At 66.6% G+C, this 26,213-nt stretch carries 25 protein-coding genes and 3 pseudogenes; 17 read left to right on the top strand and 11 right to left on the bottom strand.

Annotation, left to right across the window (positions count from 1 at the left end; all coding sequences use genetic code 11):
* Positions 1-8 precede the first annotated feature (8 nt).
* From CVS48_RS00685 to CVS48_RS00625, 13 genes are all read left to right on the top strand, one after another.
* Positions 9-407 (top strand): TIGR03750 family conjugal transfer protein, encoded by a 399-nt coding sequence (locus CVS48_RS00685; protein ID WP_003105639.1) that lies wholly within the window; start codon positions 9-11, stop codon positions 405-407.
* A complete protein-coding gene (locus CVS48_RS00680) occupies positions 404-1,096 on the top strand; it encodes a PFL_4703 family integrating conjugative element protein (protein ID WP_003105641.1) in 693 nt (230 codons plus the stop codon). Before CVS48_RS00685 ends, CVS48_RS00680 begins: the two co-directional genes overlap by 4 nt.
* Positions 1,093-2,004, top strand: a complete 912-nt coding sequence (locus CVS48_RS00675) for a TIGR03749 family integrating conjugative element protein (protein WP_003105643.1) — start codon at positions 1,093-1,095, stop codon at positions 2,002-2,004. Before CVS48_RS00680 ends, CVS48_RS00675 begins: the two co-directional genes overlap by 4 nt.
* Positions 1,994-3,412 (top strand): TIGR03752 family integrating conjugative element protein, encoded by a 1,419-nt coding sequence (locus CVS48_RS00670; protein WP_020924934.1) that lies wholly within the window; start codon positions 1,994-1,996, stop codon positions 3,410-3,412. Before CVS48_RS00675 ends, CVS48_RS00670 begins: the two co-directional genes overlap by 11 nt.
* Entirely contained in the window at positions 3,393-3,842 is a 450-nt protein-coding gene (locus CVS48_RS00665; protein WP_003109775.1) for a TIGR03751 family conjugal transfer lipoprotein, read from the top strand. Before CVS48_RS00670 ends, CVS48_RS00665 begins: the two co-directional genes overlap by 20 nt.
* Positions 3,842-6,733, top strand: coding sequence for a conjugative transfer ATPase (locus tag CVS48_RS00660; RefSeq protein WP_100852861.1), 2,892 nt, complete (start codon positions 3,842-3,844; stop codon positions 6,731-6,733). Before CVS48_RS00665 ends, CVS48_RS00660 begins: the two co-directional genes overlap by 1 nt.
* A gap of 24 nt (positions 6,734-6,757) precedes the next feature.
* A complete protein-coding gene (locus CVS48_RS00655) occupies positions 6,758-7,525 on the top strand; it encodes a DsbA family protein (protein WP_003090202.1) in 768 nt (255 codons plus the stop codon).
* Positions 7,526-7,700: 175 nt separating this feature from the next.
* The gene (locus CVS48_RS00650; protein WP_003090203.1) at positions 7,701-8,195 is read left to right on the top strand and encodes a JAB domain-containing protein; all 495 of its coding nucleotides are present in this window, start codon (positions 7,701-7,703) and stop codon (positions 8,193-8,195) included.
* Positions 8,196-8,359: 164 nt separating this feature from the next.
* On the top strand, positions 8,360-8,806 hold the full coding sequence (locus tag CVS48_RS00645; protein ID WP_003109772.1) for a TIGR03757 family integrating conjugative element protein: 447 nt from the start codon (positions 8,360-8,362) through the stop codon (positions 8,804-8,806).
* An 83-nt stretch (positions 8,807-8,889) separates the two neighbouring features.
* Entirely contained in the window at positions 8,890-9,753 is an 864-nt protein-coding gene (locus CVS48_RS00640) for a TIGR03756 family integrating conjugative element protein (RefSeq protein ID WP_425265766.1), read from the top strand.
* A gap of 9 nt (positions 9,754-9,762) precedes the next feature.
* A complete protein-coding gene (locus CVS48_RS00635) occupies positions 9,763-11,157 on the top strand; it encodes an integrating conjugative element protein (RefSeq protein WP_003109770.1) in 1,395 nt (464 codons plus the stop codon).
* Positions 11,154-11,513, top strand: a complete 360-nt coding sequence (locus CVS48_RS00630) for a hypothetical protein (RefSeq protein ID WP_003090212.1) — start codon at positions 11,154-11,156, stop codon at positions 11,511-11,513. The genes CVS48_RS00635 and CVS48_RS00630 overlap by 4 nt, the downstream gene beginning before the upstream one ends.
* 13 nt (positions 11,514-11,526) lie before the next feature.
* Positions 11,527-13,047: a conjugal transfer protein TraG N-terminal domain-containing protein gene (locus CVS48_RS00625; protein ID WP_003090214.1), complete on the top strand. Its 1,521-nt coding sequence runs from the start codon at positions 11,527-11,529 to the stop codon at positions 13,045-13,047.
* 11 nt (positions 13,048-13,058) lie between these two features.
* On the opposite strand, the gene CVS48_RS00620 is transcribed toward CVS48_RS00625, so the two are convergent.
* The 3 genes from CVS48_RS00620 to CVS48_RS00610 all read right to left on the bottom strand — a co-directional run bounded on the left by CVS48_RS00620 (position 13,059) and on the right by CVS48_RS00610 (position 14,780).
* Complete coding sequence (locus tag CVS48_RS00620; RefSeq protein WP_003090216.1) at positions 13,059-13,424, bottom strand: DUF3742 family protein; 366 nt, start codon at positions 13,422-13,424, stop codon at positions 13,059-13,061.
* A gap of 84 nt (positions 13,425-13,508) precedes the next feature.
* Positions 13,509-14,141, bottom strand: coding sequence for an RES family NAD+ phosphorylase (locus CVS48_RS00615; RefSeq protein WP_003090219.1), 633 nt, complete (start codon positions 14,139-14,141; stop codon positions 13,509-13,511).
* 12 nt (positions 14,142-14,153) lie between these two features.
* Entirely contained in the window at positions 14,154-14,780 is a 627-nt protein-coding gene (locus tag CVS48_RS00610; RefSeq protein ID WP_003109769.1) for a hypothetical protein, read from the bottom strand.
* A 315-nt stretch (positions 14,781-15,095) separates the two neighbouring features.
* On the opposite strand from CVS48_RS00610, the gene mobH reads away from it, so the two are divergent.
* The 4 genes and pseudogenes from mobH to CVS48_RS00585 form a co-directional block, all read left to right on the top strand.
* Entirely contained in the window at positions 15,096-16,943 is a 1,848-nt protein-coding gene (gene mobH, locus CVS48_RS00600) for a MobH family relaxase (RefSeq protein ID WP_003109768.1), read from the top strand.
* A 293-nt stretch (positions 16,944-17,236) separates the two neighbouring features.
* Positions 17,237-18,403, top strand: a pseudogene (locus CVS48_RS00595) (efflux RND transporter periplasmic adaptor subunit).
* A gap of 92 nt (positions 18,404-18,495) precedes the next feature.
* A pseudogene (locus tag CVS48_RS00590) lies at positions 18,496-18,977 on the top strand (efflux RND transporter permease subunit); the annotation flags it as partial.
* A gap of 243 nt (positions 18,978-19,220) precedes the next feature.
* Positions 19,221-20,687 (top strand): annotated as a pseudogene (locus tag CVS48_RS00585) (chromosome partitioning protein ParB); the annotation flags it as partial.
* Positions 20,688-20,894: 207 nt separating this feature from the next.
* Here CVS48_RS00585 and CVS48_RS00580 read toward each other — a convergent pair.
* From CVS48_RS00580 to CVS48_RS00545, 8 genes are all read right to left on the bottom strand, one after another.
* Positions 20,895-21,413: a GNAT family N-acetyltransferase gene (locus tag CVS48_RS00580; protein ID WP_023980163.1), complete on the bottom strand. Its 519-nt coding sequence runs from the start codon at positions 21,411-21,413 to the stop codon at positions 20,895-20,897.
* 17 nt (positions 21,414-21,430) lie between these two features.
* Positions 21,431-22,660, bottom strand: a complete 1,230-nt coding sequence (gene chrA, locus CVS48_RS00575) for a chromate efflux transporter (protein ID WP_003107233.1) — start codon at positions 22,658-22,660, stop codon at positions 21,431-21,433.
* Complete coding sequence (locus CVS48_RS00570; RefSeq protein WP_015014846.1) at positions 22,657-22,986, bottom strand: PadR family transcriptional regulator; 330 nt, start codon at positions 22,984-22,986, stop codon at positions 22,657-22,659. Before CVS48_RS00570 ends, chrA begins: the two co-directional genes overlap by 4 nt.
* A gap of 71 nt (positions 22,987-23,057) precedes the next feature.
* The gene (arsC, locus tag CVS48_RS00565; protein ID WP_003107236.1) at positions 23,058-23,480 is read right to left on the bottom strand and encodes an arsenate reductase (glutaredoxin); all 423 of its coding nucleotides are present in this window, start codon (positions 23,478-23,480) and stop codon (positions 23,058-23,060) included.
* A 14-nt stretch (positions 23,481-23,494) separates the two neighbouring features.
* Positions 23,495-24,580, bottom strand: coding sequence for an ACR3 family arsenite efflux transporter (arsB, locus tag CVS48_RS00560; RefSeq protein WP_003109696.1), 1,086 nt, complete (start codon positions 24,578-24,580; stop codon positions 23,495-23,497).
* A gap of 10 nt (positions 24,581-24,590) precedes the next feature.
* Positions 24,591-25,088 carry an arsenate reductase ArsC gene (locus CVS48_RS00555; RefSeq protein ID WP_003107241.1) on the bottom strand — a complete coding sequence of 166 codons (498 nt, stop codon included), beginning with the start codon at positions 25,086-25,088 and terminating at the stop codon, positions 24,591-24,593.
* Positions 25,089-25,100: 12 nt separating this feature from the next.
* Positions 25,101-25,571 carry an ArsI/CadI family heavy metal resistance metalloenzyme gene (locus tag CVS48_RS00550; protein ID WP_003107243.1) on the bottom strand — a complete coding sequence of 157 codons (471 nt, stop codon included), beginning with the start codon at positions 25,569-25,571 and terminating at the stop codon, positions 25,101-25,103.
* A 13-nt stretch (positions 25,572-25,584) separates the two neighbouring features.
* Positions 25,585-25,914 (bottom strand): ArsR/SmtB family transcription factor, encoded by a 330-nt coding sequence (locus tag CVS48_RS00545; RefSeq protein ID WP_003116799.1) that lies wholly within the window; start codon positions 25,912-25,914, stop codon positions 25,585-25,587.
* Positions 25,915-26,213: the final 299 nt, after the last annotated feature.

Genomic DNA, 26,213 nt, shown 5'->3' with positions numbered 1-26,213 from the left:
AGGCCGGTATGTCCGAGCAGCAGCACGTCCGTGCGGACGGGACGGTCACGTTCCTTCCGCACCGGCTCAACCGCCATCCCGTGGTCGTGCGCGGCCTCACCGCCGACGAGCTGTGGATCTGCTGCGGCCTGTCCGGCGCGGCCGGCCTGCTGGTCGGCGCGCCGCTTTCGTGGGTGTTCCGCACGATCGCCATCGCACCGACGTTCGTTGTCCTGGGCGTGGCCTTGGGCGTGTTCATCGGCGGCGGCATCCTGCGCCGCCTCAAGCGTGGGCGCCCCGACACCTGGCTGTATCGACAGTTGCAGTGGCGCATCGCAACGCGCCATCCGCTGATGGCCGGCTGGGTGGGCGGCCACGTGCTGATCTCGCGCTCGGGCTTCTGGTCCACCCGCAGGAGCATGCGATGAGCCGCTTCAAGAACGAGATCGCCCACCTGCAGGCGCACATCAAGACCTTGCGCCTGGGCGCGGGCGCGCTGGTCATTGTCGCCCTGGTCATGGGCGGCGGCTGGTGGAGCGCGCCGCGCGACCTGACCATCCACGTCCCGCCCGACCTGCGCTCTGGCAGTACCCGCAAGTGGTGGGAAGTGCCGCCCGAATCGGTCTATGCGTTCACGTTCTACGTGTTCCAGACGCTGAACCGCTGGCCGACCAATGGCGAAGAAGACTACTCGCGCAACCTCCATACGCTCTCGCCGTACCTCACCCCGTCCTGCCAGGCCTTCCTGCGGGCGGACTATGACTACCGCCGCTCCACGGGCGAGCTGCGTCAGCGCGTGCGCGGCATCTACGAGATTCCCGGCCGCGGCTATGGCGACGACCCCACGGCGCGCGTGCGCACCGTATCCGATCGCGACTGGGTGGTGACGCTGGACATCACGGCGGACGAGTACTACGGCGCCGAGCAGGTCAAACGCGCCCTGGTGCGCTATCCGATCAAGGTCACGCGGGTGGACGTCGATCCCGCCCGCAACCCGTTCGGCCTGGCGCTGGACTGCTACGAAGGCGCGCCCCAGCGCATCAGTGCACCGGAGCCGGCGCGCCCGGCGCCGAGTGACCTGAATCCGCAAGCGCCTCAAGGAGGAAACACCCCATGAAGCATCCTGTACTCGCGCTGCTGGGGCTACTGGCCGTGGCCGCGGCACCCGTCGCCCAGGCGGTGGAGATCCTGCGTTGGGAACGCATGCCACTGGCAGTGCCGCTGAAGGTCGGTCAGGAACGCATCGTATTCATCGACCGGAACGTGCGCGTGGGCGTGCCCGCAGGCGTGGGCAAACGCCTGCGCGTGCAGAGTGCGGGCGGCGCGGTGTACCTGCGTGCCAGCGAGCCGATCGAGCCCACGCGGTTGCAACTGCAGGACGCCGACACGGGCGCGCTGATCCTGCTGGACATCGCAGCCGAACCGCCCAAGGACGGGGAAGCCGAGCTGGAGCCGGTGCGCATCGTCGAGGGTGACAGCGCACCGGGACGCTATGGCGAGCAGGCCGACAGTGCCGAGGCCCCGGCACGCGCCCAGGGCCAGGCAGGTGCGCGGACCGCGCGGCGCGAAACTCCGGTCCCTGTCGTGCTGACGCGCTTCGCCGCGCAGAACCTCTACGCACCGCTGCGCACCGTCGAGCCGCTTCCGGGCGTCATGCGGGTCAACCTTCCCCGCGACCTCGACCTGGACACACTGATGCCAACGCTGCCGGTGCGCGCGGCCGTGCTCGCGTCGTGGCGCCTGGAAGACCAATGGGTGACTGCCGTGCGCCTCACCAACACCGGCGCCGACTGGGTCGCGCTCGACCCGCGCGTGCTGCAAGGCGATTTCCTCACCGCCACCTTCCAGCACGAGGCGCTGGGCCCGCGCGGCACGACCGAGGACACGACCGTGCTGTACCTGGTCACGCGCGGCCGCGGCCTCGCGCAGTCGCTGCTGCCGGCGATTCACCGCTTCGACCCTGCCGTGCATCTGCCGCAGCCGGACGGCGACGAGAACGCCAAGGAGGCCCGCCATGCGCAGTAACGGCCTGCTCAAGTGGCTGATGATCCCTGTCGCCATCCTGGTGCTGTTCGCCGGTATCCGGCTGTTCTCGGGTGGAGGCGGCACGGCGCCACCCGTGGCGGACAACGGCGCCCAGCTCACGCCCGAGGAAATGAAGGCGCTGGGCATCGAAGGCGACACCCCGCGCGACACCGTGGCGACGCTCGTTGCCCAAGTGAAGCAGTTGCGCACCGAGCTTCAGACCGCGCTCTCGGACAACAAGTCGCAGCGTGAAGAGAACCAGCGGCTGCGCCAGCGCGAGAACTCCATCGACCAGCGCATCAACTCGGCGCTCGAATCCGAGCGGTCCAACCTGCGCCGCGACCAAGAGCAGGCGGCCAGCGCGCGCCAGCAGACCGAAGGGCTGCTCGCCGACCTGCAGCGGCGCCTGGACAGCATCGGCGGGCGCGGCGGCGGCCATGCGGACCTGCCCGTGGGCCTGGGGCTGCAGGGCGGCGACGAGGCCGGCATGGAGGGCGGCGTGCGGTGGGTCGAGCCGGACGACGCAAAGCCCGCCGAGGGGCGCAACGGGGGGCGTGGCGCGAGCGGCGGCATGAGCTTCCCCACGAGCTTCGGCCCGGCGCAGAGCACGCTCGAAACCACCGCTGAAACCGTGGCCAACGCGGGCGCCCGCGCCGCCGGGGTCAAGAATGCCAAGCCGGTCTATACCGTGCCGACCAACTCGACGCTAATGGGATCGGTGGCGATGACGGCCCTGATCGGCCGCGTGCCGATCGACGGCACGGTCAACGATCCCTATCCGTTCAAAGTTCTGGTCGGGCCGGACAACCTGACCGCCAATGGCATCGACATTCCCGACGTGGCCGGCGCCGTGTTCAGCGGCACCGCCTCGGGCGACTGGACGCTCTCGTGCGTGCGAGGTCAGGTGCGCAGCATCACGTTCGTCTTCAACGACGGCACGATTCGCACGATCCCCGAAGACCGCGAGGGCAACCAGCAGAACAACCAACAGCGCGACGGCTTGGGCTGGATCAGCGATCCCCACGGCATTCCTTGCGTCAGCGGCGAGCGGCGCAGCAACGCCCAGCAATACCTCGGCTCGCAGGCCCTGATCACCGCGGCCGGTGCCGGTGTGGCCTCGCTCATCGAGAGTGGCAGCGGCCGCATGTCCTATGTCGGCTCGGACGGCTCCATCGGCACCGTGGGCATCACCGGCCAAGAAGCGGTCGGCCAGATTCTCGCGGGCGGTGTCCGGGACATGTCGGCCTGGGTCAACAAGCTCTACGGCCAAGCCTTCGCCGCCGTCTATGTCCAACCCGGCGCCAAGGTTGCCGTCCACCTCGAAAAGCCGCTCGCCATCGACTTCGATCCCGAAGGCCGCAAGGTCGATCACCGCGCAGGAGAAAGCCATGCCCTTGAACTTGACTAACCTGGCCCGTGGCCTAGCACTGGCCCTCGCCGTCGCGGTGCTCGCCGGCTGCGCCACCAGCAAGGAAAAGCTGTTGACCCACGGTGACCGCACGATGATGGACATCTGGCAGCAGGAGGCCGGCGACGGCGGTGGCGCAGCCGGACGGAACGCCGGCCGCCAGTTGCTCGATGCGCGCCAGAGCCTGCGTCGGCCCCTGACCGACGCCGACGTGCAGGCCGCACCTGTCGAGCAGATGCGCTACACGCGCACCGCGCGCAATGAGGTTCACCGCCAGTTCCAGCGTCTGCCCAATCCCGATCTCGTGATGTACGTGTACCCGCACCTGGCCGGCACCGACCCCGTTCCCGTGCCGGGCTACACGACGGTTTTCCCCTTGTACCAGCGCGTGCAGTACGCGATGCCTGGCGAGAGGACGGAGGACTACTGATGCGGTGGAAACTTCCATGGCCGAAGCTGGCTGCCGTCAGCGCCGAAGACACCGCCGCCGACGAGCAGCCGGACGGCTGGCAGCGCCACGTCGAGGCCTTGCAGCAAGCCGGCATCCCCGCACCCGGCGCCGCGGTCCAGGGCCGCAAGCCGGCGACCGTGGCCGACGAGCAGGCGCTGTACGACGTCGCACCGTCCTTCGTGGAACTGCTGCCCTGGGTGGAGTTCTTGCCCGAGTCGAAATCGATGCTCCTGGAGGACGGCCAATCGGTGGCCGCCTTCTACGAGCTGGTGCCGCTGGGCACCGAAGGCCGGGAACCCGGCTGGCTCGCGCATGCCCGCGACGCCCTGGAAAACGCGCTTCAGGACAGCTTCGATGAACTGGACGAGAACCCGTGGGTGCTCCAGCTCTATGCCCAGGACGAACCGAGCTTCGACCAGTACATGCAGACCTTGCGCGATTACGTGCAGCCACGTGCGCGCGGCTCGGCGTTCACCGAGTTCTACCTGCGCTTCTTCGGCCACCACCTGCGCGCTGTGGCCAAGCCCGGCGGCCTGTTCGAGGACACGGTGGTCACGCGGCTGCGCTGGCGCGGCCAGACGCGGCGCGTGCGCATGGTGGTGTACCGCCGCGCGAGCGGACAGGGACAGGCAAACCGCCGCGGCCAGACACCCGAGCAGATGCTGGGCATCGTCTGCGACCGCCTGTGCGGCGGCCTGGCGAACGCCGGCATCCAGGCCCGGCGCATGGTCGCGGCCGACGTCCACGACTGGCTGCTGCGGTGGTTCAACCCGCGCCCCACGCTGCTCGGGCCTGGGGTGGAGGACCGGGAGCGCTTCTACGCGTTGGCGCGCTATCCGGACAGTACCGAGGAAAGCGAGGCCGGCGAGATCGAGCTGGCGAGCGGGCGGGATTTCAGCCAGCGGCTGTTCTTTGGGCAGCCGCGCTCGGACGTGGCGCAAGGGGCCTGGTACTTCGACGGCATGCCGCACCGCGTGCTGATCACCGACCGGCTGCGCATGCCGCCCGGCACCGGGCACCTGACCGGCGAGACCCGCAAGGGGGACGCGATCAACACGCTGTTCGACCAGATGCCCGAGGACACCTTGATGTGTCTCACCATGGTGGCCACGCCGCAGGACGTCCTCGAATCGGACCTCAACCATCTGGCGAAGAAAGCTGTGGGCGAGACGCTGGCGTCGGAGCAGACGCTCAAGGACGTGCATGAAGCCCGCTCCCTGATCGGCAGCGCGCACAAGCTCTACCGGGGCACTCTGGCGTTCTACCTACGCGGGCGCGACGAGGCGGAACTGGATCGGCGCGGCCTGGACCTCGCGAACGTGATGCTCAACGCCGGCCTGCAGCCGGTGCGCGAGGACGACGAGGTGGCGCCGCTCAACAGCTACCTGCGCTGGCTGCCGTGCTGCTACAACCCCGGCAAGGACCGGCGCCGGTGGTACACGCAACTGATGTTCGCCCAGCACGCGGCGAACCTGTCGCCAGTATGGGGCCGCGCCCAGGGCACGGGGCATCCCGGCATCACGATGTTCAATCGCGGCGGCGGCCCGATTACGTTCGACCCCTTGAACAGGTTGGATCGGCAGATGAATGCCCATCTGTTTCTATTTGGCCCCACCGGCTCGGGGAAGTCCGCCACGCTCAACAACCTGCTGAACCAGGTGACGGCCATCTACCGGCCGCGGCTTTTCATCGTGGAAGCCGGCAACAGCTTCGGCCTGTTCAGCGACTTCGCCAGGCGCCTGGGCCTGACCGTGAACCGGGTCAAGCTGGCCCCCGGATCGGGCATCAGCCTGGCGCCGTTCGCCGACGCACGCCGGCTGATCGAAACGCCCAGCGACGTACAGACGCTCGATGCCGACGCGCTGGACGAAGACCTGCCCCCCGATGCCTCGGCCATGGAAGCGGACGAGCAGCGCGACGTGCTGGGCGAACTGGAGATCACAGCGCGGCTGATGATCACGGGCGGCGAAGACAAGGAAGAAGCGCGGATGACGCGGGCCGACCGCTCGCTGATCCGCCAGTGCATCCTCGACGCCGCCGAACATTGCGTGGCCGAAAAGCGCACCGTGCTCACGCGCGACGTGCGCAACGCGCTGCGCGCCCGTGGCCAGGACCCGACGCTGCCCGAGATGCGGCGCGTGCGGCTGCTGGAGATGGCGGACGCGATGGACATGTTCTGCCAAGGCACGGACGGCGAGATGTTCGACCGTGACGGCACGCCGTGGCCCGAGGCCGACATCACGCTGGTCGATCTGGCGACCTATGCCCGCGAGGGCTACAACGCGCAGCTCTCCATCGCCTACATCAGCCTGATCAGCACGGTGAACAACATCGCCGAGCGCGACCAGTACCTGGGCCGGCCGATCGTCAACGTGACCGACGAAGGTCACATCATCACCAAGAACCCGCTGCTCGCGCCCTATGTCGTGAAAATTACAAAAATGTGGCGCAAGTTGGGCGCCTGGTTCTGGCTGGCGACGCAAAACATCGACGATCTGCCGCGCGCCGCAGAGCCCATGCTCAACATGATCGAGTGGTGGGTGTGCCTGTCGATGCCGCCGGACGAAGTGGAGAAGATCGCCAGGTTCCGCGAACTCTCGCCGGCGCAGAAGGCGCTGATGCTCTCCGCACGCAAGGAAGCGGGCAAGTTCACCGAGGGCGTCATCCTCTCCAAGAGCATGGAAGTGCTGTTCCGCGCCGTGCCGCCAAGTCTCTACCTCGCGCTCGCGCAAACCGAGCCCGAGGAGAAGGCAGAACGCTACCAGCTCATGCAGCAGCACGGCGTCAGCGAGCTGGATGCCGCCTTCAAGGTGGCTGAGAAGATCGACCGGGCACGTGGCATCGAGTCGCCGACCCTGGACCTGCCCTGAATCTGCCGTACACCGGAGAACGCCATGGAACAGAAACGCCCATCCATTCCGATGCAGGTACAGGCGTTCCGCCGTCGGCGCTGGAGGCTCAGCTGGCCCTGGGTGTTGGCCGCCGTGCTGGTAGCGCTGCTGCTGATCTGGCTCGTGTCCCGCTATTCTGGCAAGTCCACTCCCCAGACTTCAACGCCGGTCAGCGTGACGCAGGTGGCCGGGCCTCCGTGGCAGATGGGAAATCCGGAAGGGCGTTTCACGCTGACGCTCTACGCGGACCTCGAATGCCCGTTCTGCCGATCCTATTTCCCAGTGCTCAAGCGTTGGGTGGCCGGCAACGCGGACGTGGCCTTGCAATGGCACCACCTCCCGTTGGCCGCGCATGAGCCGGCCGCGTCTGCCGAAGCGAGCCTGGCGGAGTGCGCCGGCGAATCTGGCGGCCATGCCGCCTTCTGGCAGGCTGTCGAGTGGGTCTATGCCCACACGCGCAGCGACGGCCAGGGCTTGCCCGAGGACCTGCGGTACCCCGACCTTACGCCAGCCATCGAGCAGTGTCTGGCGAGCGAACGGCCCGAGGCGCCGATCCGCACCCAGACGGCGGAAGCCACGAGCAGCGGCGTGACCGCCACGCCGTCGCTGCGGCTGCACGATCGCGAAACCGGCAAGGCGATCCTACTGCAGGGTCCGATCGAGGGCGATGCCTTGCTGTCGGCCATGGACATGCTCGCGGCCGGCGATCCCGCCGCCACACCTACTACATCGGAAATGCCTGCCGACGTCGTCGGCGACATGCCCAGGTAGCCCCGGTCTTCAAGGCTACGGCGCAGTCCACTGCGCTGACCGAAACCCGTTCGCCTCGCATCCTGGCCGCGAACGATCACCGCTGCCGCGGTGATGGATGCACCTTGTTCGTTCCCCAGGAGGGCTTGCCCTCCCAGGGCGCGCGCCCTCCGATCTCACCGTCTGGAGGTTCGCCATGTCTTTCGTCGTCAATGACTCCTGCCTGGAGTCGCTTTCCGCCATCGCTGCCCAACACGAGGACTGGATCATCCAGCAAGCCATTGCACTGCTGGAGAAGCGGGTTTTCAAAGCGGGTGCGAAACTCCTCGACCCCACGGCCGTGCGCGACTACCTGCGCGTGAAGCTGGTCGCCGAGCCCAATGAGATATTCGCCGCGGTGTTCCTGGACAGCATGCACCAGGTGCTGGCCTACGAGCCGTTGTTCAGGGGCACGATCAACTCGACTTCGGTCTATCCGCGTGTCGTCGTGCAGCGTGTGCTGGAGTTGAAGGCCGCCGCGGTGGTCTTCGCGCACCAGCACCCCTCGGGCATTTCCGAGCCGTCGAGCGCGGATCGCATGCTGACCCAGCAACTGCAGGCCGCGCTGGCGCTCATCGATGTGCGGGTACTGGACCACATCATCGTCGGCCAGGGTGCCCCGTTCTCCTTTGCGGAGTCCGGCCTGCTGTAAGGGTTGCACTGCTTCGTTGATCAGCGCGGAGGCTTCGGCCTCCGCTTTTTTCTTTGCGGCGACGCAAGCAGGTATGCGGGGTGGCCGCGATGCGCATTGTTTGTTGGGGCCGCCTGGGGTTCGGCGTTTGACTATGGCCCTGATCAACTTCCGGGGCACATGACATGCCAGCAGCTTTTACCCGGTTCGCACCAGGCTGGCGAACCCTTGGCCTGGCCGTGGCGCTGCCGACGTCTCTGGCGGTGTTCAGCCCGGCCACCTTCGCCGCCGACGTGGTGGTCGTCACCGACAGCCGCCACCCGGTCAAGACCATGGGCGGCGAGCGACTGATCGAGTTGGGCGAAACGCCCCGGATCGAGGCCGAGCTTTCCGCGAATCTTCCAGCCGACCCTGAGCGGGCAGCAGCCATCGTCCGGCAACGCCTGAAGCAAGGCGGCACCGATCTTCAGCGCCGCATCGGCACCGCCTACCAGGGCGTCACCGACGCATGGAGTTTGGGTGTCACGACCATCCCGGCCGTCGTGGTGGATCAACGCTTTGTGGTCTATGGCGAGCCGGACGTGGCCCGGGCCGTCGCGCGCATCGAGCAACACCGGAGGACGCAGCCGTGACCCATCGCCCATTCGACCTGCTGCGCCGCCTGCGCGTCGCCGTGGCCTCGCTGCTGCTGATCAGCGCCACGGGCAGCTACGCCTTGAACACCGCCACCATCGTGTCCTCCGTCATGTCGCCGGACTGCCTGGAGTACCGGGTGGTGGGCATCTGCTACTGGCTCTACTGCACCTGGACGGGCTGCACGGTGCGCACATCCACCAAGGTCCGGCACTACGTGCCCGATGCGGTCGTCTCCAGCTACAGCAACACCGGAGAGAACCCCTGGGTCGAGGTGCAGGCGATGAGCACGCCCAACCCATCCGCACAGGCAGGTGGGGATGGGACCACGAACGAAGACCACGAAAACAACCTCGCCAAATTCAAGAACAGCGATGTCATCGGCCATCCTGGCGGCGAGGTATTCAACCAGTTCGCATCGTCGTCGGGCTATTTCTGCCAAGGCGCGGGCACGGCCTTCATGCCGTATCTACTCAGCACCCTGGACACGCTGGCTTGGCGCTACAACGTGCCTGAAATGGCCTACCCGGAGGCGTTGATTCCGGGCATGCGCGAGGTCGGTGCGCGCACCACGATGAACCTCTGGGGCAATGTCTATCCGCGCGGCGGCTTCCTGCATCAGACCGATGACTACAAATCCGGGGCCGTCGTGGCCCAGCGCGCCGGTGATGTCGTCACGCGCCGCGGGCAGATCCACGTGTACCAGCCGCTGCTTGCCAACGCCCGCGACGGCTACTGGCCGGCCGGCGCGCTGATGGAGGGTGATGCCTCTACGGGCAAGTGGCAGGAGCTGACGCCGCGCCTGTCCAACACCTGCGTGGTGTTCCCGCACAGCGGCACGCTGACCCAGGCCCAACAAGGCGACTACGCCTGGGCGCTGTGGCGTCCCTATGCGTGCTGCGAACGCCGCGGGCAGGTGTTCCTGGGCAGCGTCGATTTCCTCTGAGGTGCCACGATGAAGCGTCCTGAATCGATGAACCTTTCCGCCAAGGCGTGCCGCCTGCTGCGCCCGAAGGCGCTGGCCGGCCCGCTCGCTCTGGTCTGCGGCCTGGCGTGGGCGCAGGTCGGATACCAGAACAGCGGCCCCGTCCTCGGCGATGACGTCATGTACTCGATCGGCGGTGGCAGTGCGGTGTCCATGGGCCGCGCGGCCGGCATGCGCTCCATCGGGGTCGGCGTGGGGTGGAACAGCAACCTGATCTGCGGCGACATGAGCATCCAGACCACGCTGCGCAATCAGCTCAACGGCATCACGAACGGCTTTCAGCAGATCATGAGCAACGTGATCCAGAGCGCGACCAGCGCGGTTGCATCGCTGCCGGCGCTGATCATTCAGCGCGCCGATCCGGGCCTGTACAACCTGCTGACCAACGGCGTGCTGCAGGCGCGGCTGGACTTCGACCGCTCCAAGCTGACGTGCCGCGCCATGGCGGAGAAGATGGCCGAGACTGCGGGTGGCCAGCTTGGCTGGAGCCAGATGGCCGAAGGCATGGCCTTGCGTGACGCGGTTGGCAGCAACGATGCCGTGTCGGCCGTCGAGCAGGCCGAGACGCGCCGCGGCAACGACGGCCTTCCCTGGGTGGGCGGCAGCAATGCCGGTGGCGCAGGCCAGTCCGCCATCCGCGTGGTCGGCGACGTCACCCGCGCGGGCTACAACCTGGTCAACGGGCGCGGCGTGACGGACACATCCTCCATCGCGTCCACCAGTTGCGCGAGCCTGTCCTGCCAGACCTGGACGTCGCCGCAGCAGGCGACCGAATGGGCCACCCGGGTCCTCGGGGAACAGGTGCAGCGCACGTGCGATTCCTGCACCAAGACCGAGACGGTGCCCGGCGTCGGGCTGACGCCGCTGATCCAGGAGGAGTACGAAGCCAAGCTGGAAGTCTTGCAGGAACTGGTTTCCGGCGTGCGCAACACCACCTTCGAGAACTTGCGCGAGGCCGGCAGCACGTCGCTGCCGATCACGCGCGGCGTCATCGAGGCGCTGCGCGACGAGCCGGACCAGGACCTGCTGGCGCGGCGCCTCGCGTCCGAGGTGGCGCTTTCGTCGGTGCTGGAGAAGGCACTGCTGCTCCAGCGCACGCTGCTCACCGGCAAGAAAGAGCCCAACGTGGCAGCCAACGAGTTGGCAGTCGAGGCCGTGAACCACGAGAGCGACACGCTCGACCGGGAGATCCGCAACCTCAAGACCGAACTTGAACTGCGGCGCGAGCTGGCGAACAACTCGCCGATGGCCATCATCCAGCGCCATGGCACGCGCGCGGCAGGCTCGCGCGGCATCTATGAGGGCGATCCGGTGCCCGACCGCCTCGACCAGTTGCAGAAGGGCAATCCGGGAGGCCGGCCATGAGCGCGGAGCGCATGGCCTGGCGCCCCTTGCGCTGGCTCATCAGCCGGCGTGCGGCGAAAGCACTGCTGTGGGCGGCCGTGATCGTCGCCGCTGCGGTGGGCGCCAACATCGCCGGCATCTATCTCGTTGGCAGCGTGGCCGGCTGGGAGCGGTGGCTCGCGGCCGCATCGGGCTACTTCTTCGTGTGGCGGTTGTTCCTGTACGGGGCGACGGCCTGCGGCTGGGTCTGGATGCGGCGGCGGCTGCTGGCGCGCGAGGACAGCACGCTGGCCCGACGCCGGCTGATTCGCGCTGAGGTCGCCGGCATTGTTGCCATCGTGGCGCTGGAAGCCAGCCTGTTGATGCAGGCCGCTTGAGGGGATCGAGGCCATGACGCTTTTCACGACCGACTACCTGGAGTACTACCTAACCCTCGTGTCCTGGATCGTCAACAACGGCATCTGGGCGGTCCTCGTATCCAGCGGGGTATTCGCGCTGCCTTTCGTCGCCATCATCGTGCAGGAGTGGTTGAAGGCCCGTGCGGAAGGCGCCGACGAGGGCAACAAAGGCGTGCTGAGCGCCGCCCGCATCGAGAACCGGGTCTTCGTCGCCATCGTGGTGGTGATGTTCGCCGGCATTCCGTTCATCGACGTGGACCTGAACACCATCCAGTACGACAGCTCGCGCTCGGCCCAGTGCCAGGTCAGCGTGGCGCAGCCCGGGGATACCGGCTGGTCGCAGTCCTTCAGCACCATCAACAACCAGTCGGCGAAGGTGCCGGTGTGGTGGGCGTTCATGCACGCGCTCTCGCGCGCCGTCACGGGCGCTTCGGTGGCAGCGATCCCGTGCGGCACGGACCTGCGGCAGATGCGCATGGAGATCGACGCTACGCGCATCGATGACCCGGTGCTGGCTCAGGAAGTAGCGGATTTCTCGCGGGATTGCTATGGGCCTGCACGGGCCAAATTGTTCATGCAGCGCCCTCAGCTCGATGAGCAGCAGATGCACGACGTGACCTGGATCGGATCGCGGTTCTTCACCGACACGAACGGCTACTACGACACATACCGTTCCAGCACCCCACGCGAGGACTGGCCCTATGACAGCACCCGCGACGCAGGGCTTGCGCAGGTGGCCAGCGGTGGCGGCTACCCGACCTGCCGCCAGTGGTGGAGCGATGGAAGTAACGGCCTGCGGGCACGCCTGCTGGGTCAGGTGGACCCGAGCCTGTTGAGTCGCCTGGCGGGCTGGGCCGGGTTCCTGAGCCGGGCCGAGGTGGACGACTCGGTGATCCGAGCCATCGCGTCACCGCGGCAGCAGAAGTTGAACCAGGGCAGCGTCTATACGGACTACGGAGGCCAGATCGACAAGACCTTGCCGAACATCGTGACACGGGCCACGGGAGACGTTGGGATGGCCGTCGGCGCGATTGCCGCGTTTCCCGCCATGGACGTCGTGAGACAGTCTCTACCCATGGTCCTCGCCTTGCTCAAGATGGCGCTGGTCATCTGCATCCCGCTCGTGCTGGTCGTGGGCACCTATGACCTGAAGACGGTCGTCACGGTCAGCGTCGTGCAATTCGCGCTGTTCTTCGTGGATTTCTGGTTCCAGCTCGCTCGCTGGATCGACAGCACTATCCTCGATGCGCTCTATGGCTGGGGCTTTGGCTGGAACCGGCCACACACGAACTTCGACCCGCTGGTGGGGCTGAACAATGCGTTCGGCGACATGCTCTTGATGTTCGTCGCGGGCACGATGTTCCTGGTGCTGCCAGGATTCTGGCTGGCAAGCCTGACCTGGGTTGGAATTCGGGCGGGACATGCCATTCAGGGGTTGTCGGACGGCAGCAAGAGCGCCGGCCAAGCCGGGGGCAAGGGGGCTGGGGCACTCACGGGAGGCAAGCTGAAGTAGCCCGGAGTCCGTCAGTCGTCGGTGTACAACTCGTGCGACGTATCGTTGTACAGATTGGGATCGTAGCCCGGTGTCTTGCGCAGTTCTGTGAGATCGGTGAAAGGCCACTCGTCCTCGTCAGAGGTATTGGCAGCAGCAGCCCACGCCGCCGCCACGACGCCCAACAACACGAGTGCGAACCAAAAAGCAACGTAGAGCAGCAATCCCACCACAGACAGCTTGACCACCCACACGAGCGCGGTGGCAACGGCCGCCGGCACCCCCTTGGACACCAACCAGTTCGACGCCCGACGTTCGCCGCGCGCGTAGGCGCGCCATCCGCGGCCAAAGGTGCGGCCGAGGCGTTCTGCGGTGCTGATGCGGGTCGTGGTGTTCATGGTCGTCTCCTGCTACAGAGGGATGCCTATTCCAGTTTGGTCCATTTCATTCTGTTTGGGGCTTCAATGTGCTCTCTTGCCGCTTCAGGACGCTTCGTCATCCGGTTCCACCGGCCCGGGATCAGGCTCCACGCCGACGCGATACGTGGCAACGAAGCGCGGCCAGTCCACATGGTCCACCAGGTCGATGTCATCGACAACGCCGACTCTTGCTGCCGCACGCTCGAACAGGGCGATGCTCTTGGCGGGATAGTTGTTGCGCGACGGATAGAGCACCCCGTCGAACAGCGGCTGGCCATCATCGCCGAGCATCGCATGCACCTGGGCGGACACCTGCTGCGTGTGCGTGTAGTCGCGGCTGGCCAACTGTTCCAGGTTCAGGCCGAAGTAACCCGCCATGACACCCTCGGCCGTGAGATCGGCCAAGCGCACGTCGTCCAGGACCCCCACGGCCCGCACGAGCCGGCTCTCGACTTCCTTCAGCGCAATCGAGCGCTTCTCGTCCGCCAGCCACTGGTGCTTGTGAAACACCGACTCCATCAGCGCCGTGGACAGGTCGCGGCCCAGGTAGAGCACGCCGTAGGTCCGCGCCGGGTCGTCGTAGCGATTGGTGCCGCTGCGGCCATAGTACAGCGGGCTGCCCCGATAGACGACGCGGCTCACATGCTGGAGCAGTTCACCCGCATCGATCAAGAACAAGGGCAGTTCGCGGCTCATGGCGGTCTTGCCTCAATGCACCTGGACGCCCAGCACGTTGAACACCGCTTCGGCCACGTCATCGATTGTGCCATGCGTCACCGCATCCACCGGCGAGCGTCCGCCCAAGCCTTCGAGCGGTTCGGATAGTGCGCGGTAGATCGTCCAGTGGTCGATGCCCTCGACCTCTTGAAGCACGGTTTGGGTCAACTGCTGCTTCACCGGGTCGAGCTGCCAGTCGGGCAGCTTCTGGCCGCGCGGCCCCACATTCAGCGCCAGCAGCCGGCGCGCGAGGATGTCCTTGTAGATCTGCTGGCGCGACTTGTCCGCCAGCTTGGCGTACTCGGGGATCGGCAGGTTGTGCGGCTGGTTGAAGGATTCCAGCAACACGGCGCGGCCTCGCTGGACGTCGGTTTCAGTCGGGGTCCAGCGCGTTTCGGTGCGCAGCGCGGCCGCCTTGCGCGCCAGGGCCTGCTCCACCGTTTCGCCTTCGAGGTTGGCTGGCAGTTTTACCGCCTCCACGCGCTCGTGAATGAACGCCTGCAACTCGGCCGCGAAAGCCGGCGCATCCCGGATTTCAACGGTATCCGCGAAACGGCGCACGTCCTCCACGGTGACGCGCGGCAGACGATCGGCAATGAATTCAATGGCGGTGGGCATGGTCATCTCCCAAGCAGGTTTGAGACAGGATTCACTCTAGTCGCCCTTGTCGCATTTGTCAACTTAGTCGCCTGAGCGAGAGCCTACCTGCCGGGGGTAGCGTCCCCGCAGCATAGGCAGGGGCCAGCGCCAGGTCTCCGTCCAATCCATTCGTGCGGGTTCCACATTGACGCTGGAGACGCAACCCAGGCCCGGCTATACCGAAACGGTTAAAGGCCAAAGGGCCGAAACGGCAAGGGAATGGGGTGCAAGGGGAAAGGCCCTACCTCGAAAAGGCGAAAAGGCCTCCCGGCCGGCCCCCCAGAGGACACCCGCATGCTCTCCCTGTTCCAGCGAAAACGGCCCCCGGTCGCTGCCCCGTCGCCAGCGCCCGCCACCGACCTCCCGAAAGGGTTGCTGCGGCCCGAATCGGCCGCATCGCTGCTGGCAACACCGCGCCGGCAGAAGCTGCTGGAACACATCTGGCAGCGCACGTCGCTGTCGCGGCGGCAGTTCGCCACCCTATACCGCACGCCGCTGGAGCACTACGCCGAGTTGGTCCAACAATTCCCCGCATCGGAAAGCCATCACCACGCTTACCCCGGCGGCATGCTGGATCACGGGTTGGAGATCGTCGCCTATGCGCTCAAGCTGCGGCAGTCCCATCTGCTGCCCATTGGCGGCAGTCCCGAAGACCAGGCGGCGCAGTCTGAAGCCTGGACTGCCGCAGTCGCTTATGCCGCGCTGCTGCACGACATCGGCAAGATCGCCGTCGATCTGCACGTCGAACTGTCCGACGGCTCGCTGTGGCACCCCTGGCACGGCCCGCTGCACCAGCCATACCGCTTCCGCTACCGCGACGATCGGGAATATCGGCTCCACAGCGCCGCGACAGGTTTACTCTACCGTCAACTGCTCGACCGTGATGCCCTGGACTGGCTCAGTGGCTATCCCGACCTGTGGGGACCGCTGCTCTACGTCCTGGCCGGCCAGTACGAGCGCGCCGGCGTGCTGGGCGAACTTGTCGTGCAGGCCGACCGGGCTTCGGTGGCCCAGGAACTGGGCGGCGATCCGGCCCGCGCCATGGCTGCACACAAGCATGCGCTGCAGCGCAAGTTGCTCGACGGGCTGCGCTACCTGCTCAAGGAACAGTTGAAGCTGAACCAGCCGGAAGCCTCCGATGGCTGGATCACCGAGGATGCCTTGTGGCTGGTAAGCAAGACGGTCTCGGACAAGCTGCGTGCGCACCTGCTGTCACTAGGCGTCGACGGCATCCCCGCGAGCAACACCGCCGTCTTCAACGTGCTGCAGGATCACGGCATGTTGCAACCGACGCCGGACGGCAAGGCGGTCTGGCGCGCGACCGTGACCAGCACGACTGGCTGGTCCCACTCATTCACCCTGCTGCGTCTCGCTCCCGCGCTGATTTGGGAGTCTGGAGAGCGGCCAGCGCCCTTCGCAGGGGCAGTGGCAATCGACGGGACACCGGCACCCAACAATGCCGATGCCTTGGTGCCCTCGCCGGCAATGACGGCAAAGCCAGCCACCGACGATCAAGAGTCCCTTCCATGGGAGGGCGTCGACGCCGCGACTCCGGTTCACTTGCCTGCCGCACAAGCCGCACCCGATGTCATGGAGGACCTGCTGGCGATGGTAGGAATCGGCGATTTGCTTGTTCCCCAACAGGATGCGGAAGCCGTCTCGGGCGACGCACCCGCCGCTGGCCCTCAAACGCCACCGCCAACCTCGATGGTGCCCGTGCCGTCATCAGCGCCGGTGCCCACGTCCTCGTCGGCGCAGCCATCGGGCGAGCACTTCATGGCGTGGCTGAAACAAGGTATCGCTACCCGCCGGCTGGTCATCAACGACGCGAAGGCGCTCGTGCATACGGTGGGCGACACGGCCTACCTGGTCAGCCCCGGGGTATTCCAACGCTACGCACAAGAACACCCCCAGGTCGGGACTCTCGCCAAGCAGGAGAACCAGCAGGATTGGCAATGGGTACAAAAGCGCTTCGAGCGCCTGCAACTGCATCGCAAAAAGCCCAGGGGCCTGAACATCTGGACGTGCGATGTCACAGGCCCCAGGAAGTCCCGCCGCCTGTATGGCTATCTATTGCACGATGTTCGGCTCCTGTTCGCAGAGCCACCACCGAACAATCCTTACTTGTCACTTCTCGCGTAACCGGCGGCTCAAGAGCCGTCCAAAAATGCGACGCGGCGGACCAATCCGCAACGGCGCGAATCAGAACGTCGATATCGCTTGACCTCAAGTTTTGAGGCTTTGTAATGCCGCCGAGGTCGGTTTGCGCGCGCGTTCTGCGACGAGACGAGAAGCCGACAACCAACGGGATTCGATCTCTGCCGCATCTGTCGCTCATGGTCTTGCGCTGCCAAGAAAGCAGCGTCAGGGGACAGCGTGCAGCGCGATCGCGCTCGCTTCATTCGCTTTACGACCTGACCACGGAACCTGTTCAGATGACGACTTCCAGCTCCGACCCTCGCGGCGTGCGCCTGCTTTGGATACTGATCTCCCTCAGCGCGATGGCGCTCGCAGGTTGTAAAGAGAACGCCGGAGCTGGCGCCGGAGGCCATCCACCGCCGCCGCAAGTCAGCGTCGCGCAGGTCGAGATCAAGCCCATCACGTAATGGGACGAATACGAGCTGCGCCCACGGGTGTCTGGCTACGTCGAGCGGGTCGCCTATCGCGAAGGAGACGAGGTCAAGAAGGGCGATGTGCTCTTCATGATCGATGCCCGAAGCTACCGCGCGGAACTGGCCCGGGCCCAGGCGCAATTGACCCGGGCGCGCAGCGAAGCCGGCCGCAGCAGAAGCGAGGCGCAACGTGCCAAGGTGCTGGTCGAGCAGCAGGCTGTCTCCACCGAGGCCTGGGAGCAGCGCCGCGCCGCTGACGAGTCCGCGCAGGCTGAGGTGCAGGCCGCGCAGGCTGCGGTGGAGACGGCGCAGTTGAACCTGGAGAGGACCCAAGTGCGCTCGCCCATCAACGGGCGCGCCAGCCGTGCCCGCTTTACCGCAGGCAACCTGGTGGCCGCCAGCGATGCAGCCAGTGTGCTAACCACCATCGTGTTCCAGGACAGGGTCTATACCTACTTTGAGGCCGATGAGAAGGCGTTCCTGCGCTACTCGCGCATGGCGCGCAAGGGAGAGCGCCCCAGCGAGCGAGGCGGCCAGCTGCCGGTCCAGATCGCCCTGGCGGACAAGGCGGACTTCTCTCACACCGGCACGGTGGACTTCCTCGACAACCAGGTGGACCGGGGCAGCGGCACGATCGCCGTGCGCGCGGTGCTGGACAACAAGGATCGCGTTTTCACGCCGGGCCTCTATACCCGCGTGCGACTGGTCGGCAGCGGCGAATTCTCGGCCGTGTTGATCGACGACAAGGCGGTGCTGACCGACCACGACCGTAACTACGTCTACATCGTAGACAAGGATGGACTGGCGCAGCGACGTGATGTGAAACTGGGTGGCAGTTCCCATTGGCTGCGCATCGTGCGAGGGGGGCTGGCGGCGGGCGACCGCGTGATCGTCAACGGCGCGCAGAAGGTGTTCTTGCCGGGCATGCCTGTGCAGGCCACGGCGGTGCCCATGGTGGCTGCTGCGGCGCCCGCGTCCGCCACCAAATGAAGCACCACGCCGGAGCGCGCCACCGATCGGACGTATCACACAACGAGCGGCGCGGCGCGCTTCCCCCTGGACTCCTTTCAAGGTATTAGCCCATGGACCTCTCCAAGTTCTTCATGGACAGGCCGATCTTCGCGGCTGTGCTGTCGATCGTCATCTTCGTCTCGGGCCTGCTCGCGATCCCGGCGCTGCCGATCAGCGAATATCCCAAGGTCGTGGTGCGCGCCGTGTATCCGGGCGCCAACCCCAAGGTGATTGCCGAGACCGTGGCGACACCCCTGGAGGAGCAGATCAACGGCGTCGAAGGCATGATGTACATCAAGTCTGTCGCCGGCTCCGACGGCGTGCTGGTGACCACGGTCACCTTCCGTTCTGGCATCAACGCCGATGACGCGACGGTGCGGGTACAAAACCGCGTCGCCCAGGCTCAGGCCCGGCTGCCCGCGATGTGGTGCGCCAGGGCATCACCGTCCAAAAGCAGTCCCCCGCCTTCCTGATGGTGGTGCACCTGACATCGCCCGATAAGCAGTACGACACGCTGTACCTTCGCAACTACGCCCGGCTGCACGTCAAGGACAGTTGCACATCGAGCCGCGCAAGACCGACAACGAGTAGTCCTGTCCCAAGCAGTCGGGCGTCCCGGCGTGCCGCCGTCGCGCTGTCGTGCTGCGCATTGAGCCTCGCTGCGCGAGTCTCGCCCCTGTCGGGCTTCCATCGCTGGCGCCTCCGGCCCGGCTCGCTGATCCGTGCCTGCGCGCTCCGCTTGCCGAAAACCGGCGTGCGTGGGTGGCGTGAGGGGGCGGTCTTGCTGTGTCCCTTCGCCGACGACCACGCCGCGCAGGAAGCCACGTTCTATGGTGCGCCGGAATGGCAGCGCAGCCCGTCCAAGCTGCGCGAGCGCCTGACCGAGCGCGAAATCGACGCCGCGCACGCGCTGGTGCGCTTCGTCGGGCTGGACGCCTACCGGCAGGCAGGCGGCGGCATCCGCCGCGACCTGTTCGCGGAAGGCGATGCCGGAACCTACCTCACCGATACCGCAGTGCTGGAAACGCTCGTGCGCGACAAGCTGGCAACGCTGGCCGAGGACGTGCGCGCCGAGGGCTGGGCATGGGTGGAGGCCGTGCCGCATCTGGCCTACGAGGAACGGCAGGCGTTCCAGAACGCCCCGCGCCACCGCCGCGAGCCGACCACCCGCGAGGCCCGCCGCATCGCCTCGCTGGAAACCCGCCTCGAAAAGATCGACGCCGAACTGGAAGAAGCCTGCGACGCCGAGGACGAGGCCAAGGCCGAGAAGCTGGAACAGCGGCGCGATCAGGTGGTCGGAGAACTGCAAGACGCGGAGAATGCCTTGCAAGGCTACGCCCCCGAAGTGCGCGAGGTGGCCGGTGCCATCGTCACCATCGACCGCAACGGCGAGGCTGTTATTCATCGCGGCCTGCTGCGCGAAGCCGAGGCCAAGGCGCTGCGCACGCTGGAAAAGCTGCGGCGCGGCTTCGGCAGCACCGAAGGCGAAGCCGCCAACGAGGAGCACGAGGACGCCGACGACCCGCCCAAGGCCGCGAGCCTGTCCGACCAGCTGGCGCAGCGGTTGAGCGCCCACCGCACGGCGGCGCTGCAAATCGAAGTGGCCCGGCATCCGCACGTCGCGCTGGCCGCGCTGGTGCATGGCATGGTGCAGAAGGTTTTGCAGGACAGCTACCACGGCCACGACCTGCCGCTGGGCGTGAGCCTGAAAGTGCAAGACCGGCTGGAAGGCATGGCCCCGGACTGGCCGGAGTCGCCCGCCGCTGTGGCGCTGCGCGAACTGCAACAGGTAGCCGGGGAAGCCTTGCCGGAGGACAGCGCCGAACTGTTCGCCGCGCTGCTGGCGAAGTCGCAAGACGAACTGGTGCGGCTGCTGGCCGTGTGCGTGGCTTCCACGGTGGACGTGGTGACGCCCCGTGCCACGCCGCACCAGCCCGGCGCAGAACTGGCGCAGGCCGTGGGCCTCGACATGGCCGCATGGTGGAAGCCGACCGCAGAAGGCTACTTCAAGCACGTTTCCAAGGCCGTGATTCTGGATGCCGTGGGCGCGTTTGCACCGGAATTCGTCACCCGGCTGGCGAAGCTCAAGAAGGCCGACATTGCCAGCGAGGCCGAGCGGCTGGCCGATGGCACCGGCTGGATGCCCGCCATCTTCAAGGCCGAAGGCCCGCAGGAGGCCGCGCAGGAAGAAGGCCCGGAGCAGGACGCCCCGGAGGATACCGAGGCAATGGCGGATGAACCCGCCGAGGCACTGGCCGCTTGACCCGCGCCGAAGGCAAGCGCCCCGGCCTCGACCGGGGCGCTTCGCTTTGTGTGGTGGCGCATCGAGACGAAGGAATAACCGCGATCAGCACCGCGCCCAGGCCGTTCCGCCCTGGGCGCGGTGGACGCGAAATCCGGGTGCGACAGTGGCCGCGCCCGGTGTTCAAGGCCAATAGCCGAATTAAAACGCCGCCGCCTTCGCGCTGGCTCAGGCGGCGGCGTTGAAGGCATCGCTGTAGTGCGCGATGCCTTCCGGCACTGTCCCATGCAGGGCCAGCGCCATGAAATAGCCGGGCGGCACGCCCGGCAGTTGCAAGCCCGCATGGGCCTGGAAGCCAAAGCGCGTGTAGTACGTTGGATCTCCCAGCAGCACGCAGCCTGCGGCCTGCATAGCCCGCAGTTCAGACAGCGCCTGTTCCATCAGGCGCGAACCGATGCCTCGCCCCTGCCTTGGCGGCAGGACGGAGATCGGCCCCAACCCATACCAGCCCTCGGTCTTTCGCCTGTGCTCATGGGTGATCGTTACTGGCGACAGCGCGACGTGACCGACGACGCGCCCATGTTCTTCGGCCACGATGGAAAGCGTCAGTTCGTTGGCGGCACGCAAGGCGCGCACGATGAATTGCTCGGTGTGGCTGGTGTGTGGTGCATCAGCGAAGGCGGCGGTCGTGACCGCTTCGATGGCGGCAATGTCGTCGGCGGTTTCGTGTCGGAGCTGGATGGTCAGGGTGTGCCACATGAGATTCAGACGCCCATCGCCATGACCCAGCCCACCAGCCCGGCTAACAGCACCACGAGCGCCGGCGGCACGCGCCCCACCGTCAGCAGTCCGAACGAGAGCAGCGCCAGCCCAAAATCCGCCTTGCTGTGGATGGCACTCGTCCATACCGGGTCATAGAGGGCGGACACCAGAATACCGACCACGCCGGCGTTGATGCCGGCCATGGCCGTCTGGATGCCCGCGCGGTGGCGCAGCCCTTCCCAGAACGGCAGTGCACCGACCAGCATGAAAAAAGCGGGGAGGAAGATCGTGCCCAGGAGTGCCAGCCCGCCGATCCAGCCATGCAGCGGTCCGTGGGCGACCGCGCCGAGGTAGGCCGAGAAAGTGAACAGCGGCCCCGGCACGGCCTGCGCCGCACCGTAGCCGGCCAGGAAGTCGGCATTGCTCACGACGCCGCTGGGCACCACCGAGGCCTGCAGCAGCGGCAGCACAACGTGTCCACCGCCGAAGACCAGTGCACCGGAGCGGTACACCCCTTCCAGCAGGGCTATGGTGGACGAGTCCGTGGCTGCCGCCCACAGGGGCAGCCCGACGAGCGGTGCGGCAAACAGCAGCAGCGCCACGATGCCCAGCTTGCGCGAGACGGGGTAGCTGTGGGCGTGGCCGCCGCCGGGTTGCGCGATCTTCAATGTCCACCAGCCCAGCAGCCCTGCCACCGCGATGGCGGCAAGCTGTCCCGCGGCCGAGGGCAGGACCATGGTCAGCAGCGCCGCCAGAATGGCCAGCGCGGCGCGCGGCCGGTCCGGGCACAACGACTTGGCCATCCCCCAGACCGCTTGCGCCACGATGGCCACGGCGACGACCTTGAGCCCGTGCACCCAGCCGGACTGGGCCAGCCCCTGGTACTCGGCGATGCCAAAGGCGAACAGGATCAGCGCAATCGCCGATGGCAAGGTGAATCCGGCCCAGGCCGCCAGCAGCCCCAGCCAGCCCGCGCGGCCCAACCCCAGCGCCATACCGACCTGGCTGCTGGCCGGCCCCGGCAGGAACTGGCACAGGGCGACCAGATCGGAGTAGCTGCGGTCATCCAGCCAGCGGCGACGCTCGACGAACTCCGAGCGGAAATAGCCCAGATGCGCGATCGGCCCGCCGAAGGAGGTCAGCCCCAGCTTGAGGAAGGCGCCGAAGACTTCGACGGGTGAGCCGCGCGCGGCAGCGGCCTCATGCTGCAAGGTGTTGGTGGAATCTGTCATTTGTGCATCGCCTCCCCGGTGAACTCCCGGATGCGGTCCTTGGCCAGCGCCAAGCCTTCCTTGCCCTTGGGCGTGATCGTGTAGAGCTTGCGCACGGTGCGCCCTTCACGCTCCTGGCGGGAGACGAGGTAGCCGTCGCGCTCCATCTTGTGCAGCATCGGGTACAGCGTTCCGGGGGAGAGGCGGTAGCCGTGGTGGGCCAGCTCGTCGATCATCCATTGCCCGTAGATCTCCTGCTCGGCTGCGTGGTGCAGCACATGCAGGCGGATCAGCCCCGACAGCAGGTCGTGGTGCTCCATGGCACGTGGAGTAGGTTTCTCTTTCATATCGAATATCGATAACGAAATTCGATAATACCAGCCTCACTTCAGATTGCCTGCCGCTTGTGCGGGAGGTCTCAGACCCTGCGACCCTCCGCATCCACCACGGCTTCGCCGTCTTCCTTGCGGAACGCGCCGCGCTGCGGCTGCGGCAGGATGTCCAGCACGGCCTCTGAGGGCCGGCACAGGCGCGTGCCCAGCGGGGTCACCACGATGGGCCGGTTGATGAGGATGGGGTGCTGGAGCATGAAGCCAATCAACTGCTCGTCACCCCACTTCGGGTCATCGAGGCCCAATTCCGCATAGGGCGTACCCTTCTCACGCAGCACGGCGCGCATTGGCGCGCCCATGTCCGTGATCAGGCGTTGCAGCGTTTCGCGGTCAGGCGGTGTCTTCAGGTATTCGATAACGTTCGGCTCTTCGCCGCTGTTGCGGATCAGAGCCAGCACGTTGCGCGACGTGCCGCAGGTGGGGTTGTGGTAAATGGTGATGTTGCTCATGAGTCGTGTCTTGGTTATCCGCGGGCAGGGTTCGGGCCGCACTCATACCAGCCCTTGCTTTGGTTGACGATCCGAACGACCAGTAGCATGACTGGCACCTCGATCAGCACGCCGACCACGGTGGCCAGCGCGGCGCCGGACTGGAAGCCGAACAGGCTGATGGCGGCGGCTACGGCAAGCTCGAAGAAGTTGCTGGCGCCGATCAGCGCCGAAGGACAAGCGATGCTGTGCTGCTCGCCCGCCTTGCGGTTGAGCCAGTAGGCCAGGCCGGAGTTGAAGAACACCTGGATCAGGATCGGAACGGCCAGCATGGCGATGACCAGTGGCTGGCGGATGATGGCCTCGCCCTGGAAGGCGAACAGCAGCACCAGCGTGAGCAGCAGCGCCGCGATGGACAGCGGCCCGATGCGCTCCAGCGCCCGGTCGAAGGCGGCTTGGCCCTTGCTCAGCAGGGCGCGGCGCCAGAACTGGGCCAGGATGACGGGAATCACGATGTACAGGCCGACCGATACCAGCAGCGTGGCCCACGGCACCGTGATGGACGATAGGCCCAGCAGCAGGCCGACGATGGGCGCGAAGGCGAACACCATGATGGTGTCGTTCAGCGCGACCTGCGACAGCGTGAACACAGGATCGCCCCCGGTCAGCCGGCTCCAGACGAACACCATGGCTGTGCAAGGTGCGGCGGCCAGCAAGATCAGGCCCGCGACATAGCTGTCGAGCTGGTCGGCGGGGAGCCACTGCGCGAAGACCTGGCGGATGAAGATCCACGCCAGCAACGCCATCGAGAATGGTTTGACGGCCCAGTTGATGAACAGCGTCACGCCGATGCCGCGCCAGTGCTGCTTGACCTGGCCGAGAGCGCCGAAGTCCACCTTGAGCAGCATGGGAATGATCATCACCCAGATCAGCAGGCCCACGGGCAGGTTGACCTGAGCCACTTCCGTGCGGCCGATGGCCTGGAACACGCCCGGCGCGAACTGGCCGAGCGCGATACCGGCGACGATGCACAGCAGCACCCACACGCTCAGGTAGCGCTCGAAGACGCTCATGGTGGGGGCGGCCGGCACGCGGCCGGCCGTTTGGGTTCCAACACTCATCGCGCCAACCTCACTTCGTACCAATGCTGCGCAGCTCGTGCTGCAGCGACATGGCATCCAGGCGCTGAATCGGCAGCGACAGGAACAATTCGATGCGTCGGCGCAGCGTCAGCGCCGCATCCGTGAACGCCTTGCGCTTCTGCTCGTCGGTGCCTTCAACGGCTGCAGGATCAGGCACACCCCAATGCGCCGACATCGGGCGCCCCGGCCACACGGGGCAGACCTCGCCGGCGGCGTTGTCGCAGACCGTGAAGATGAAATCCAGCTCCGGCGCACCGGGCGCCGCGAACTCGTCCCAGTTCTTGCTGCGGTAGCCGGCGGTCGGCATGTGCAGCCGCTCCAGCGTGGCGAGCGCCAGTGGGTGGACTTCGCCCTTGGGGTGGCTGCCCGCCGAGTAGGCGCGAAAGCGCCCCTGGCCCAATTCATTGAGGATGCCTTCGGCCAGGATGGAGCGGGCCGAGTTACCCGTGCAGATGAACAGGGCGTTGTAGGTCTTGTCGGTGGTCATGGGTATCTCACATCAGCAGCAGGAGGAAGCCGGCTTCACCGCAACGCCCACCGGCTTGCCGCGCACCGGGGTACAGCACGCTGCGGCGGAAGTCGCTGCAGGCGCCGCTTCGTTAAAGACCGGAATGTTGCCCAGCGTGTGGAAGTGCTCCCAGGCCACGCCCTGCGGATCGGTGATCCAGTGCTTCTCGCTGCGCGCGTAGCAGCAGGTCGTGGTGCCCTCGTCCAGCAGCGTCATGTCGGCCGCCTCGGCGCGGGCCTTCAGCACCGCCAATTCCTCGGCATCGTCGGTCTGGATACCCAGGTGGTCGATGCCCGGCTTGTTGCCACGTGTGGAGATGGCGAAGTTGACCGGCGGGTCTTCGAGCATCCATTTGGCGTAGTCGCCTTCGACGCGCGCGGGCTGCGCGGCGAACAGTTGGGAATAGAAGCCGATGCTGCGGTTCAGGTCATCGACGTGCAGGTGGACGTGAAAGCGCTTCATGGGGGTGATCCTTTCAGCAGGAAGTACAGGCAGAGGAGGATTCGGTGACCTCGCACGCGCCGCCCTGGCAGCAGTGCTCGGTCAGATAGCCGAGCAGCCCATTCATCTGGGTGAAGTCGGCGCGGTAGATCAGGTTGCGGCCCTGCTGCTCGATGGTGACCAGGCCGGCATGGGCCAGTTCTTTCAGGTGGAAGGACAGGGAGTTGCGGGCCACGTCGAGCTGGTCGGCGAGGACGCTGGGTGTCAGCCCTTCGGGGCCGGCGACCACCAGGGCGCGGAACACGCGCAGCCGCTGGGTATGGGCCAGGGCGCCGAGGGCGGAAATGGCTTGGGTCTCGTTCATGATTCGATAATACAACATTTATTGAATCATTGGCAAAACGCTTCAATTGAATGGAGCCTGCGCGCTTGCGAGGCTTGACTTTCAAGACAGTTGCTCACGCCTTCGCGCCTGCGGCGCTGCGCGCTTCGCTTGCCTCCAGGGGAAAGCCCTGCGGGCTATCCCCGCCGCGCGATGCTTGGCGCCCCTCGATGCCGCCGAACCGGCTGCGCCGGATCGGCCCGGCCAGCGCCCCGCCGCGATGGACGGGACGCTGGCGAACACGCTGGCGCTTGCTGCGGCAGGTTGTGCAGGTGCGTGCC

It is taken from the genome of Achromobacter spanius, from assembly GCF_002812705.1.
Lineage (GTDB): Bacteria > Pseudomonadota > Gammaproteobacteria > Burkholderiales > Burkholderiaceae_B > Achromobacter > Achromobacter spanius.
The sequence above is the reverse complement of the archived record's forward strand: the minus strand, read 5'-3'. Positions and strand labels throughout refer to the sequence as shown.